The organism is Xylanivirga thermophila (assembly GCF_004138105.1).
GTDB lineage: Bacteria > Bacillota > Clostridia > Caldicoprobacterales > Xylanivirgaceae > Xylanivirga > Xylanivirga thermophila.
The window spans coordinates 1-14605 of the sequence record NZ_RXHQ01000046.1 but is presented as its reverse complement, the minus strand read 5'-3'; the positions used below and the strand labels follow the sequence as shown (position 1 = coordinate 14605).

The window sequence follows — 14605 nt, the reverse complement described above, 5'->3', positions numbered from 1 at the left end:
ACAATTAGAATTAGCCATAGCGAGCACCTCACTGTATTATTTTTTTTTGGTTAAAAATATTATACATGATTTTCTCGCTATGGTTCTATATTTTTTTGGTGTTGCATTTAATTATACAACGAACCATCGAAAACTGGGCCAGTTGAAATAAAAAAATTAATTGCTCTTTTCTAACCACTCTCTGGTTTCTTTTATTCTGTAAGATTCACCATTCATATTTAACACATAGGATTTATGGGTCATCCTATCTATTAGTGCAGCTGTTAGAACTGCATCATTAAATATTTCATTCCATCTATCAAAGGATAGGTTTGTAGTTATTATGGTTGATTTTCTCTCTGCTCTTAATGAAAGAAATGTAAATAAAAGCTCACTACCTTCCTTGTCAAAGGAGATGTATCCTAATTCATCTAAAATTATTAGGTCATATTTTTCAAATCTCTTCTCAAATGTATATAGCTTTTTATCACTCTTGGTTTCCTTAAGCTCGTTTATTAAGGATGCGGCTGTGGTGAAAAACACCTTATACCCCTTATTACAGGCATTAATACCAAGGCCTATTGATAAATGGGTCTTTCCAGTGCCAGGGTTTCCTGCTAAGATTATGTTTCTGCCTTCTTCTATGAATCTTAAGGTTTTAAGCTCTTTAAACTTCTTTTTAGCATCTTCAGGTAGATAATCTACCTGAAGTTCATCTAAGTATTTTTTGTATGGAAAACGAGCATTTCTAATCCTGTTTTTCCTACCATTTTCCATTCTCATATCATAGGCTTCCATGAAAATGTCCCTTAAAAGCTCTTCATAGGGCTGATTTAGCTTGTATGCTTCTTCAATCTTCATCCTTAATCCCTGATTTATTCCTGGTATCTTAAGCTCTTTAACATATTCTTTGATTTCACTTATTATCTCATTCAATTTTCATAACCTCCCACCGAATTTAGTTTAAACATCTCATTTAAAATTGAAATTTGCTCCAAAGATGCTTTTTGTATTGATATATCTTCACTTCCCAAAGGATTATCCATAGTGGGAGATTTGAAAATTATATTTTTGATATTGTCTGTATTTACCATCTCTACCTTGATTTTTTCTAGTTCTTTTATGGCATCTAACACACTTTCTAAATCTTTTTCTTTTATCAGTTCTAAAAGTACTATGAAATCCTTAGGATTATTAGTATAATATTTTTGATATACTTCTTGAAGTTCTGGAGAGAGCTGATGTCTACCTACACAAGAATGCAGCGCTCCAGGCTTCTTTTTTAATGTATGGATAAAATGATTTATGTCTACTGTCCAGTTGTGATTTAAGTATGATCTTTTATGGCTTGCTATTAGCTTATCTTTGTAGAATATTTCTATTGTGTCTAGATATATTTTAGCCATCACAAATTTACCTACAAGGTAATCTGGTACTGAATATTTGTTTTGATCTATATTAATTACGCTATATTTATTAACTCTAACTTCTATTCTTCTAGCTGTATCGTAAGATGGTTTTAATGGTAGTAGATAATCCAATTCTTTCCCTAGGATATCTTTTGGACTCTTGTTTTTTAACCAGTTTCTTTCTCTAGAATTAAGTTTATCTAGTGTTTCTTTTAGGTGTTTGTTTGCTTCCTCTACTGAATCAAATTCACTTTTACTTGAGAAAACCTTTCTCCTGACAAATTCTATTCCTCTTTCTACATGGCCTTTTTCATTACCACTAGCTACATTACAGAACCTGTATTTAAAGCCATAGTACAAGGATATTTTAATTAAGTCTTCAGTGGCTTCTTTTTTATTTCTACATACAAATCTTTTTACTGCTTGTTTCATATTGTCATAAACTATTTCCCTATGAACACCCCCAATGTGATTAAAACACTTTACATGAATATCTAAGAAATTCTCCATCTTTTGATTATGGTAAAGCCTTGCATAATGGTATGAACCTTTTGCAGTTGTGAAAAGTCCCATGTTTAAGGTAGTATTTTTCCCATTAATGGTAAGCTTAACTTCACCCCAATCAAATTCTAATACTTCTCCTAAAGTATATTCTTGCCTAACATATGCTTCTTTTTGTTCATAAGTTTCTTTTATGTAGTTGCAGACTGTTGTATATCCAATATCATATCCCTTATCTATTAAGGCTTCATGTACGTCTATCTTTTTCATTAGTTGCTTAGCTCTTCCCAGCTCTTTATTTCTTTCATTTAGCAAGATAAGCTTATCTATCTCTTCCATTACCTCATCTGTTAATTTTACTTTTTTCCTGTTACTAGTATCATATTTAGGTTTAGATGCCATTTCTTCAATTAAAAGAAGTATTTCAGCTTTATTTCTTTCTTCGCCTTTTGCTAATTCTTGCAATCTTTCATTTTTAGATTGAAATTCCTTAATGTATTTTTGTACTGTGGTTCTTGAAATGCCAAGCTCTTTACTTATTGCCCTTTGTGACTTATTTTCTCTGAAATATTTTAGTAATATTTCTGCTTTCTGGTCCAGTGTTATCACCTTCCATCTCCCCCTAAAAAACATTCATAGGGGTATTATATTTTAAAGGTGGACCAGTTTTCAACTGAAATGGTGGACCACTTTTAGATTAACATAAACAATTTTTCTTAGGGAATTCTTTTAATTTTAACCATGATTTTTTCATAATCCCTCCACAATAACACTTTTTAAGTATAGTAAAAGGCTTTTACCAAGTACTGAGGTTTCAAATAACTTTAATAACTAAAGTAACATAAGACGATGTTTACCCTGAAGTTTTAGATGCAGATGCGTTTGATTTAATTTTTCTTAGAAGCTGCAACTTCATCGATACCAGAATACATTTCTTCATAGTACTTCATGTAATCACCAGATACGATGTTTCCAATCCATTCAGTATTATTTAAATACCACTCAATGGTTTCTTTCATTCCTTGTTCAAAGGTATATGAAGGGCTCCATCCTAGCTGCGTGGTAATCTTTGTATTATCAATTGCATATCTTATATCATGTCCAGGCCTGTCTTTAACATATTTAATTAGATCTTCTGATTTATCTAAGGTCTTAATGATTAACTTTACTATCTCAATATTAGCCTTTTCATTATTTCCACCAATATTGTAAATATCTCCATCTACACCTTTATGTAGAACTGTATCAATAGCAGAGCAATGATCAGATACATGCAACCAGTCTCTTACTTGCATTCCATCACCATAAACAGGCAAGTCTTTACCTTTCAAGCAGTTATTAATCATGAGTGGTATTAGTTTCTCTGGGAACTGATACCACTCATGATTATTACTGCAACGAGTTATATTAACCGGCATACCAAAAGTTTCGTGATATGCTCTTACTACCATCTGCACTTGCTTTTGATGCAGAGTAAGGGCTGTTAGGCATTAAAGGCATTGTCTCTATAAACATTCCTGTTTCACCTAGTGCTCCATATACTTCATCAGTAGAAACCTGTAAGAATTTAACTCCTTCTTTATATCCCTTGCAATACTTATCATTGGGATTAATTTTCCAATGTTTCTTTGCTACATCTAATAATGTTTGGGTTCCTATAATGTTAGTTGTTAAAAATACCTTTGGCTCTTCAATACTTCTATCTACATGAGATTCAGCTGCAAAGTTCACAACATTATCTATATTATATAATGAGAATATCTCTTCGATTTTTCCTCTATCTCTTATATCTGCTTTGATAAATGTGTACTTGGGGTTATCTGATACTTCCTTTAAGTTTTCTAAATTTCCAGCATAAGTCAATACATCTATATTTATAATTTTGTAGTCAGAGTGCCTTGCTAACATTAGCTTAACAAAATTACTTCCAATAAATCCTGCGCCACCAGTAACTAAAATAGTTTTCATCTTCTTTTCCTCCTAAGATTTTATTAAAGACTTCAATGATTTAATTGCAATGGCAATATCCTTTGCTTTTATAATAATATATAGTAGATAAAAAACACCATATATCAAGACTGTATATCATGAATTTACAAACCATCCAGATATAATAAATACTGCTGTTAATAAAAACTCTAATAAAATATCTTTCTTGATACTGATTTTCAGTTCTTTTGATAAATATAATTCTGCTAACATAGATCTAAATGCAAGTAATAATACAATATTAATTATTGCTAAATCAAGATTCCTAAAAATTTGTGTAGAAAACGAAGTTAATATTAAACTTAAAGCCATTGACATTAAGTTAATTTTAAGCATCATTTTTTCTTTTCTCAAGGTCTTTAAGTAAGTATTAATCAATAATGCCATTTTTCCTTCATATATGAACATCGGAAAAACTAATGCCATATACATTAAACTTTCTGCATATCGTGGCAACCATGCTGACAGCAAAGTTTTAATAGGGTAATAAATAACAAGAACTGCGAATAGAGTAGTCATTAAAAAATCTCTCATAGTAGTATAAATTGATGGTAGTTTTTCTTGATTAGTTCTACGTAATATTGGATACATTATTATTCCTACAGCATTTATAAACAACATAGTCATATTTGAAATGCTCAGTGTAAGTGAAACTTTACCAAAAGTGGCAACATTCCCATGTCCTCTCTATACCAAACCTAACTATACCGATGATGAGCATACTTGCTATATTAGAAAACATCAACTTAATTCATACATTAATATTAATAACTGTTTCATTTAAAGAAAAATAAAAAATGCTTAACTTATTAAAAACAATATTTTTACAAGAATACATGGCATAAATTAGTGATAATAGTTTTCAATCAAATCAGCAACAATCATTAACTTATAGTCCCTAATACCAACTAATAAGAAGAAGATAATTAAAATAATATATAGAATTCTATCTGACATAGTTACTCTGGCATATTCTTTGATTCTATTGGGTGCCTGAAGAATAAAAAGAATCATGGCTCTCGTATTGACAATGACTAATACTAGAGCTACCATTTTAATTATAAAACTCCTATCAGTATCTAGAACTAACGAGCCAGAGATAACCCAAATCATTATTCCTTCAACAGCTGACTTGATAATAACATAATAACATAATAAACTGGAAAAAAATAACTTTCTATCAAGCTTATCATACTCTGCCCCACCATATCTCAGATAAATACCATCAATCCAGCCAAAATGTAAAAATCCTAAGTATGATGAATAGAACAGATAAAGCTGCCAATATCCATATTCTTCTACTCCAATTAGCTTTGGTACAATCAACGTAACTACGGTTGAAATTAGAAGTGATATCAAGTTGGATGATAATGTATATGAAAAATTTTTAAGAAAACTAATAGCTTTACTATTCAAATATCTAACCTCATCATTCTAAATTTATTGCAATTCTTCTAAATATCTATCCAAAGCATCTCTCCACTCTGGTAATCTTTTAAATCCATTTTTGTCTAGGTTTGCCTTATATAATCTAGAGTTCAGAGGTCTTTTTGCCTTAGTAACATATTCCGATGTAGATACAGGATTTACCTTTATATCGATACCAACTTTTTTAAATATTGCTAAGGCAAAATCATACCAGCTACAATAGCCCTCATTCACCCCATGATATGTTCCATATTTAGTAGTTTGAATCATATCACAAACAAGAACTGCTAAATCTTTTGTATATGTTGGTGCCCCTACCTGATCATTAACAACGTTGATTTCATCTTTTGTCTCTGCTAATCTTAACATGGTCTTAACGAAATTAGTTCCATTTTTACCATACACCCACGAAGTTCTAACTATAAAGTGTTTTCTAAGTATGTCTCTAACAATTTGTTCTCCTCGTTCTTTAGAGAAACCATAGTAATTAATTGGATTAGTTATTTTATTTTCTAATTGTGGCTCTATACCTTGTCCATCAAATACATAATCAGTACTAATGTATACCATTTTCGCATCTATCTTCTTACATGCCTCTGCAATATTTCTTGTTCCTTCTACATTAATCGCATAACATTTTTCTTTTTCATCTTCTGCTTTATCTACAGCAGTATATGCTGCACAATGTACTACTATATCCGGATTGTTTTTTAGGATATATTCTTGTGTCTGCTTTTTATTAGTTATATCGAAATCATTTCTGCAAACACCAATTGCTTCTATTCCTAGTTCATTTAGTCTTTTCACTACATCATATCCTAGCTGACCATTCACACCAGTTACAAGGACCTTAATACTAAAATTGGCATCACTATCTTTAAGAAAAGGTGCATTCAAATCTTTCTGTGATAAAATAGGATTCTCAACACCCCAATCTATACCTATCTCAGGATCATCAAATTTTATACTTCTATCATGTTCCTTAGAATAATATTCATCTACCTTGTATTGTACTTCTACATCATCAGTTATCGTTAAAAAAGCATGTCCAAAACCTTTAGGTATAAATAATTGCTTTTTATTCTCTTCAGACAATTCAATGTAAACCATTGTTTATATGTATCTGATCCTTTTCTTAAGTCTACTACGGTATCGATTATAGAACCTTTAGTACACCTAATCATTTTTGTTTGTGCCTTGGGGTTAGTTTGAAAATGAATTCCCCTCAACGTTCCTTTTTGAGCTGAATAGGATTGATTATCTTGAACGAAATCAACATCTATCCCATTATCTATAAATTTATTTTTTGTATAAGTCTCTGTAAACTAACCTCTATGATCACCATATACATTTGTTTCTATAATCAATAAATCCTTGAATTTAGTTTTAGTTACTTTCATATATTTCACTGCTCCTTCGCAAAAGTCACTTCAACAATGCTAATATCTAATCTTCCCCTCGGCTACTCGCTTTAGATGTTCTCCATAAGGAGACTTGCCATATCTTTCAGCTGACTTTAAAATGGTTTCTTTATCTATCCAATTATTAATATAAGCAATTTCTTCTGGTGCAGAAATCTTTATGCCTTGACGTTTCTCGATCATCTGTACAAAATCTGCTGCTTCAACCAAACTGTCCATAGTCCCAGTATCTAGCCAAGCATAACCCCTTCCTAAAAGTTGCACATTAAGTGTTCCATCTTCAAGATATATCCGATTTAAGTCAGTAATTTCAAGTTCTCCTCTTGCTGAAGGTTTAACTTGTTTTGCATATTTAACTACACGATTATCGTAGAAATATAACCCTGTAATACAATAATTAGATTTAGGTTTTTTAGGCTTCTCTTCCACCGAAATAACTTTTCCACCTTCATCAAATTCTACAATACCAAACCTCTCAGGATCGTGAACATAGTATCCAAAAATAGTAGCTTGTCCATTTTCTGCATTCTCTGTCGCCTTTTTTAACATAGATGTGAGACCATTTCCATAAAATATATTATCACCTAATACCATCGCACAAGTATCATCGCCTACAAAATCCTCACCTATTATAAATGCCTGTGCTAGTCCATCAGGTGATGGTTGTTCTTTGTATGATAACTTAACGCCAAATTGACTTCCAGCTCCTAATAATTTCTCAAAGTTAGGTAAGTCCTGAGGAGTTGAGATTATTAATATATCTTTAATTTCTGCTAACATAAGAGTAGAAAGTGGATAGTATATCATTGGTTTGTCGTATATAGGTAATAATTGTTTACTTGTTATCATTGTCAGTGGATAAAGTCTAGTACCTGATCCTCCAGCTAAAATTATTCCTTTCATAACAACACCTCTTCTTTCATTATTATAGCTATACAAATTTTCATTTACAAATTAATAAAAATGAACTTTATCTAAATTTATTAGTATTATTTCTATGTATTTTGTTCTACCTGTTTATAGGTATTACTAATCCATCTTTAATACCTTTGACAACATGTCTTAATTTTTGTTTTTTTTCATTTTCATATAGTATTATTTTTATAGTTAATTTACAGATATCAAAAATCATAGATTTTGCTGGGTATAATATTTTATGCCTTCTATGACAATAACAAGCGTTTTTAACGTAATAATATTTCCTTAAAGCGTTATGATTTCCTACACATATTTTCTTTTTCCCAATATACTTAATCTTAAGGTCTCCTAACCTATGTAATAAATTAATTTTATTTATACGTAATATTTTATATCCATATTCTCTTACCCTATAGGAATATTCAAAGTCAACAAAATCAATAAACATTTTTTCATCAAATTTGCCTACATTTCTCCAAACCTTGATATTATTCAAAGCAGCAGAAGTAATACATCTTTCAATCTCTTGATGATCATAACTTGTATTATAATCTCTGGTTCTGTCATTTCTATCAATAATTACTGGTGTAATTATTGCTACATCAGCTAAATTAGTATATTTCTCATATGTAGCTATTAAATTTGGAGGACATACAGAGTCTTGGTCTAAAGTGATCGCCCATTCTGCATTAATGCTTTCAGCAAATTCCATCACCTGATTTAATGCTTTTGCAATTCCCTCATTCTTATCATTTTGTATTATTCTTATGTTTTCATATAGCCGAATAAGTTTTATCACTTCATTTCTTATTTCAATATTGGAATTATTATCAATGAGAACTAATCTATAAACTTGTGAATAAATCGATTTGATATTTTCTTTTAAGATCCCAATATTTGGATTATACAAGACTATACCACCTACTATCAAATTATTCCCTCCTAAAACTTATAATTATAGATAAAAGATATATATTAGACAACGCATTTAAAATTTGTTTATTCAATCAAATAACCTTTTACTAATAATCGGTACATTATTGTAATAAATACTACAATAAATATCGATTTAATTGTGAGCAAATCCATGAAAACACGCTCTTCAATCATGATCTCTACAATCGGAAAAAAAGCATATGCATATAGGATAGTTGATATATTAGATGGTTTATATTTAATCTTTAGAAGGAACTTTTTATAATAAAAGCCTATAAAAAAGGCTATAATAATTACACCGATATATCCAAAATCTTGGTAATACCTTCTGATTGGTGTATAAATATTAGTTGCATACATACTCCCTAATATAGTAAATTCAAGAGGTGTTGATAAATTCGGAATAAAACTCAAAACCTTTCTAAGAATAGTATAAAAACCAAATAAAGTATGCCCTCCCCATAGGAAGTCTGTACTTCTAAAAGGATATTTCATATACTCATTAAGTGCAGCAATAGAGCTACCAAAATATACAGCAATGTAATCAAAAAATTCTTTATTACTAGATTTCCCTGTTAATAATCCCAAATAGTAGAATAAAATAAAAAAAGCACTAATAACAATAGAAATTATCTTGATGATTTTCTTATTAAATTTAGCACTCCAATTGATATGGCGATATTTAAATACCACAATAATAACTACAATGAAAATAAACTCTCGCATTATAAGCGTCCTTCCAGTGGATAGAATTGCCATAAATGTATACAAAATTATCGGAAATAAATATTTTAATTCCTTAGTAATCTTTGATTTACAATTAAATATATTGTTAATAAAAATATATGTTGATATATAAAATAATCCTTCACATATCCAGAATATAATAATGGCAGATGTACTCATTTTAAAGCCTAAGTTATTTTTAGCATGACGTGCATACCCTAGCATCTGACTATAATCTCCTGATCCACCTCCAAGCTGACTTAATTGAATTACTGATCTAGTATAATAAATTAGCCCACATATCATAAAAGCAATAATGAATACCATAAGAGAATTTCCTATTTTAAAATAATATGTTTGATTGTTGTTAAATTGAGTGAATCCTTTTTTTATTGAGGATGCTAAAACATCTCCTACCAATATAAATAATAAAAAACAAATAATTATTAGAACTGTATTGGCATTAATAATTACCGACCACTTTATTCTATAAGTATAGACAACAATAGTGCCTATTAAATACATCGCACAACTGATGAAACTAGGCGATAAAATATTTTTATTACATAAAAAATATGATAAGATTACCATAACTAGTAAGATAAAAAGTAATATGTATATCAAGTAAAGCTCTCCTTAGTATAATAATATTTTTAACCACTGATTAGCTATATTTTTATAATGATAATTTTCAAAAAACTCATCTTCAATATTTCTAATACAATTATAATATTTAAGATTATCATATAAAATATTTTCAAAGGCTTCTAGCCATTCTTCTTTTGTATTGGCAATTAATCCATTAGAAGAAACAATTTTTTTATTAATACCTACATTACTAGCTACAACTGGTTTTTTCATATTTAAATATTGTATTAACTTAAATCCACATTTTCCTGAATTGAATTCATTATTTTTTAAAGGCATGACTCCTATTGTAAATTCTTGCATCTCTTTAATATATGTTTCTCTATTCCATTTAACAAATTTAGAGTTTTTAATTTTTTTATCATATCCATAAGGTTCATTGCAAATAAATTTAAAATTTACTTCAGGATGTTTCTCAATGAATAGGTTTATTGGCTCAATTAACAGATCCAAATTATCAATTGTTACCTGACTTCCAATCCAACCTATACATTTGTTTAAAAACGTATCACAATAGTATTTTTTATATATCGGGGTGAAATCAACTGTAGGTAACAATTTAATATTATTACAATAAGGCATGTAATGTTGCTTTAGGACTTCATTTCCTACAACTACAACATCACACAGCTTAGCTATATCATCTGAGTTATCCTTACTATTTAAATAGATCGCATCGTCTACATCAAAAATAATTTTAATTCCTTTTCTCTTTAGAAATCTAATTATATTTATTTTAAATTTTGGTATAATTGCTTTTTGAAAGATAATTATGTCACAACTTGGTGCTATAAAAATGAGTTGGAATATTCGCTTGATACAACTGAAAAAATATTGTAAAGCAATTAAAATTGCATATTTTTCTTTATTTTCCATAAACTTATCAACATAATTGTTATCCCAAAAATGAAACCAATAAACTTCAAAATTATGTTCAAATTCCTTTTTGAACATATACATTCTATAATATGATGATGCTCCATTAGTATCATATAGCGTAAATATACATAGCTTTTTCAATAGAAACCCTCCATTAGCTATAGATTTTAAAAATCTGTAAAATCAATTACACAGCTTTTCCTTATACCATTCTATTGCAGCTTCAACTCCTCTCTCAAAACTCCACTCAGGATTATATCCTAACATTTCTTTTGCTTTGCTTATATCAGCATTACTATGTTTAATATCGCCTTTCCTATCAGGCCCAAAAATAGGCTCAATATCTTTGTCTAAAGCCTTACATAGAACATGATAAATATCAATTAAATACTCTCTACCGCCATAAGCAACATTAAATGCTTGTCCTGCTGCTTCATGTGGAGCTATACATGCCTTGAGATTTGCCTCAATTACATTTTCTATGTAAGTAAAATCTCTACTTTGTTTTCCATCACCATTAATAGTCGGTCTTTCATTATTTAATAATTGTTTAATAAATTTGGGAATAACTGCTGCATAAGCTCCATTTGGATCTTGCCTTCTACCAAATACATTAAAATAACGTAAACCGTAAGTATCTAATCCATATAACTTGGTATAAAGCTTACCATATTCCTCATCTACTCTCTTAGTAAGTGCATATGGAGATAATAGATTTCCTTCTATTCCTTCCTTCTTTGGTAAGTTTGGTTCATCACCATATACTGATGAACTGGAAGCATACACAAATTTCTTAACATTGTTTTGACATGAAGCTTCCATCATATTAAGTGTTCCTCTAATATTGATTTCTTCATATAATAAAGGCATCTCTATGCTTCTTGGCACACTTCCCCATGCTGCTTGATTTAGTACATAATCTATTCCATCACAAGCAGCCATGCACGTATCTAAATTTCTAATATCTCCTTCTAGAAATTCAAAATTGGGATTATCTTTAAATAAATCTATATTTTCTCTTTTACCCGTTGAAAAATTATCAAGACCCCTTACTTGATATCCCAATTTTAGTATTGCCTCGACTAAATTTGAACCAATAAAACCCGCTGCTCCAGTAACTAAAAATTTAGATCTTTCTGAGAACTTTATATTTTCATACCCCATTCTTATAACCTCCAGTATAAAAAGCCCATATTTTCTGCTGTTTCTCTATTGAACATGCCCTTAACATCTATTAGCACATAGCTGTTACTTTCAATATCATCACCCGGTTCAACTGTTGCAGCAACTTCACCCATTAAATCAGCATTAATATTTTTTCTAAACATCTTCTTTAGATCTTCTAATTTAATAGTCTTAAATTCTTCATGAGGTACTGCAAATATAATTGCATCTATATCCGTAATTTCTTCCGCTTTGCATAGAACAATTCTGTAACCTTGCCATAGATCTTCTTTATCAGCAACTGGATCTGCTATCTTCACTTCTATCCCATATTCTTCTAATTCATTAATAATATCAATTACTTTTGTGTTTCTTACATCTGGACAGTTTTCTTTAAATGTAACACCAAAGATAGCTACTTTAGAACCATTAATTTGTTTATTCGCTTTTATCATTTTCTTAACCGTAGACTCTGCTACATACTTACCCATATCATCATTTATCTTTCTTCCAGATAATATAATCTGTGAATGATATCCCATTTGTTCTGCTTTATATGTTAGATAGTAAGGATCAACACCTATACAATGCCCACCAACTAAACCAGGGTGAAATTCTAAAAAATTCCACTTCGTTCCTGCTGCTTTTAGAACAGCTTGTGTATCAATTTCCATTTTGTTAAAGATAATTGACAATTCGTTCATAAAAGCTATATTTATATCCCTTTGAGAATTTTCTATGACTTTGGCAGCTTCTGCTACCTTAATACTTTCAGCTCTATGTACACCTGCTTCTACTACTAATTCATAGACTTTAGCAACTATATCAAGGGTTTCTTCATCTATTCCAGAAACAATTTTTGTAATAGTTTCTAATCTATGCACTTTGTCGCCGGGATTAATACGTTCAGGAGAGTAACCAACTTTAAAATCTACTCCACATTTTAGACCTGATTCTTTTTCTAAAATAGGAACACAGACATCTTCCGTAACACCTGGATAAACAGTAGATTCATATACTACTACAGAGCCTTTTGTTAAGTTTCTCCCAAGAGTTTTACTAGCAGACTTGACTGGCGTAAGATCAGGAGTATGATCTTTATTTACAGGGGTCGGTACTGCAACTATGTGAAATTTTGCTTCTCTAAGTCTAATTTCATCTGAAGTAAACTCTACTGTTGTATTTTTTATTGCTTCATCCCCAACTTCCTTTGTTGGATCAATACCTGATTTATAAAGATCAATTTTAGCTTTATTAATATCAAAACCTATAACATCAACTTTTTTTGCAAAAACAACAGCTATTGGCATCCCAACATAACCTAAACCAATTAATGAAACCTTCTCTTTTTTATTTTTTATCGATTCATATAAATTCAATTTTTATCATCCTTCTATTATTTTTAAATTTAAAATATATATCTTTCTATTCACATATCATAAAATCCCATTAAATAGCCAAATTGCTTATTAGTTTTTTGCTGAATTGTTAACAATTTCATTGGGGGTGTATAGATTCATGACTTTTAATAAATCTTTATTAACTTTATTCACATCATATCTATCTTGACATATTTTTAAACTCTCTCGAGCCATTTTCTCCCTTATTTCTTTATTTTCTATCATCCAAATCATTTTTTCAGCCAATGCTTTTACATCTTTTACTGGAACTAAAAAGCCGTTTACACCATCGATTATAGTTTCACGACATCCAGGAGCATCAGTAGTTATAATCGGCCTTCCTATGGCCATAGCTTCAATCGTACTCCTGGATCTACCCTCATGATATGAAGGTAGAACAAATACTGAGCACTCTTTAAGAAATGGTCTAACATCATCGGTAGCACCTAAATATTCAATATAACCTTTTTTTATATATGGTTCCATATCTTTTATTTCTATTGTAGTTGGATTTGTATCAAAAGGTCCCAATACTTGAAATTTCGCATTAGGATATTTACTTTTTACTATTCTAGCAGCCTTAAGATATTCCAAAATTCCTTTATCGCGCAATAGTCTTCCAATAAACAGGAAAACATCATCTTTAGGTAAAGGTTGAGGAGTAAAATAATTTAAATTAATCCCAGAACCATTCACTATATAAGTATTTTGACCTTTAACTAATTCCATTTTTTTAAACATTATTTCGTTATCCATATTCTGAAAAAAAATACAATTGCAACACGAAAGAGCAATTTTATATTGTAAAGAAAGAATCTTTTTTATTAAATTCCCTTTAAAACCTTCTAAGTTAAATACAGAACCGGCACCTGTTATTAATGCATATATTTTCTCAACTTTAGCTATTTTTGCTGCTACACATCCGTAAACAACTGCTTTAGCCTGATACGCAAATACAATATCAACGTTTTCTAAATTGACTATCGAATACATTCTTATAAACGTTTTTATATCTTTTAAAGGATTAGTACCGTTTTTCTCCATAGGAATTGAAATATATTTAACTCCTATAGAATTAAGGTTACTACTCAGGCATTCCCATTGAAGTCGCCCTGTGCTAATATGTAACCATGATCATTGACCTTCATATTATTAAAAAAGAGTAACTTTAATAAAGGGATATCGCCGATATCCCTCACTTCTAACA

Annotated in this window: 12 protein-coding genes and 2 pseudogenes; all 14 read right to left on the bottom strand. The window is 30.1% G+C overall.

What is annotated here, in order from left to right; translation table 11 throughout:
• Window positions 1-156: 156 nt before the first annotated feature.
• The 14 genes and pseudogenes from istB to EJN67_RS13170 all read right to left on the bottom strand — a co-directional run bounded on the left by istB (window position 157) and on the right by EJN67_RS13170 (window position 14442).
• Window positions 157-915: an IS21-like element helper ATPase IstB gene (istB, locus tag EJN67_RS13230; RefSeq protein WP_243641318.1), complete on the bottom strand. Its 759-nt coding sequence runs from the start codon at window positions 913-915 to the stop codon at window positions 157-159.
• Window positions 912-2498: an IS21 family transposase gene (gene istA / locus EJN67_RS13225; protein ID WP_165000882.1), complete on the bottom strand. Its 1587-nt coding sequence runs from the start codon at window positions 2496-2498 to the stop codon at window positions 912-914. Before istA ends, istB begins: the two co-directional genes overlap by 4 nt.
• A 278-nt stretch (window positions 2499-2776) precedes the next feature.
• Window positions 2777-3857, bottom strand: a pseudogene (gene rfbB / locus EJN67_RS13220) (dTDP-glucose 4,6-dehydratase).
• Between the two features lie 117 nt (window positions 3858-3974).
• Window positions 3975-4469, bottom strand: a complete 495-nt coding sequence (locus EJN67_RS14165; protein WP_207208035.1) for a hypothetical protein — start codon at window positions 4467-4469, stop codon at window positions 3975-3977.
• A gap of 255 nt (window positions 4470-4724) precedes the next feature.
• Entirely contained in the window at window positions 4725-5294 is a 570-nt protein-coding gene (locus tag EJN67_RS14160; RefSeq protein WP_207208034.1) for a lipopolysaccharide biosynthesis protein, read from the bottom strand.
• 24 nt (window positions 5295-5318) lie between these two features.
• Window positions 5319-6113 carry a dTDP-4-dehydrorhamnose reductase gene (gene rfbD, locus EJN67_RS13210; RefSeq protein ID WP_341538812.1) on the bottom strand — a complete coding sequence of 265 codons (795 nt, stop codon included), beginning with the start codon at window positions 6111-6113 and terminating at the stop codon, window positions 5319-5321.
• Between the two features lie 51 nt (window positions 6114-6164).
• Window positions 6165-6706 (bottom strand): annotated as a pseudogene (rfbC, locus tag EJN67_RS14325) (dTDP-4-dehydrorhamnose 3,5-epimerase); the annotation flags it as partial.
• A 39-nt stretch (window positions 6707-6745) separates the two neighbouring features.
• Window positions 6746-7630 carry a glucose-1-phosphate thymidylyltransferase RfbA gene (gene rfbA, locus EJN67_RS13200; protein WP_129724910.1) on the bottom strand — a complete coding sequence of 295 codons (885 nt, stop codon included), beginning with the start codon at window positions 7628-7630 and terminating at the stop codon, window positions 6746-6748.
• 106 nt (window positions 7631-7736) lie between these two features.
• Window positions 7737-8576, bottom strand: coding sequence for a glycosyltransferase family 2 protein (locus tag EJN67_RS13195; protein WP_129724909.1), 840 nt, complete (start codon window positions 8574-8576; stop codon window positions 7737-7739).
• 68 nt (window positions 8577-8644) lie between these two features.
• Window positions 8645-9931: an O-antigen polymerase gene (locus EJN67_RS13190; protein WP_129724908.1), complete on the bottom strand. Its 1287-nt coding sequence runs from the start codon at window positions 9929-9931 to the stop codon at window positions 8645-8647.
• A gap of 12 nt (window positions 9932-9943) precedes the next feature.
• A complete protein-coding gene (locus EJN67_RS13185) occupies window positions 9944-10975 on the bottom strand; it encodes a glycosyltransferase (protein WP_129724907.1) in 1032 nt (343 codons plus the stop codon).
• A 42-nt stretch (window positions 10976-11017) separates the two neighbouring features.
• The gene (locus tag EJN67_RS13180) at window positions 11018-11998 is read right to left on the bottom strand and encodes an SDR family oxidoreductase (RefSeq protein WP_129724906.1); all 981 of its coding nucleotides are present in this window, start codon (window positions 11996-11998) and stop codon (window positions 11018-11020) included.
• 2 nt (window positions 11999-12000) lie between these two features.
• A complete protein-coding gene (locus tag EJN67_RS13175) occupies window positions 12001-13377 on the bottom strand; it encodes a nucleotide sugar dehydrogenase (protein WP_129724905.1) in 1377 nt (458 codons plus the stop codon).
• A gap of 90 nt (window positions 13378-13467) precedes the next feature.
• Window positions 13468-14442: a glycosyltransferase family 4 protein gene (locus EJN67_RS13170; RefSeq protein ID WP_129724904.1), complete on the bottom strand. Its 975-nt coding sequence runs from the start codon at window positions 14440-14442 to the stop codon at window positions 13468-13470.
• Between the last annotated feature and the right edge of the window lie 163 nt (window positions 14443-14605).

Excerpts from the sequence above, each read along its gene's own strand:
- EJN67_RS13170 (WP_129724904.1), bottom strand. The coding sequence starts at position 14,442 with ATGGAGAAAAACGGTACTAATCCTTTAAAAGATATAAAAACGTTTATA.
- EJN67_RS13180 (WP_129724906.1), bottom strand. The coding sequence starts at position 11,998 with ATGGGGTATGAAAATATAAAGTTCTCAGAAAGATCTAAATTTTTAGTT.
- rfbA (WP_129724910.1), bottom strand. The coding sequence starts at position 7,630 with ATGAAAGGAATAATTTTAGCTGGAGGATCAGGTACTAGACTTTATCCA.
- EJN67_RS14165 (WP_207208035.1), bottom strand. The coding sequence starts at position 4,469 with ATGTATCCAATATTACGTAGAACTAATCAAGAAAAACTACCATCAATT.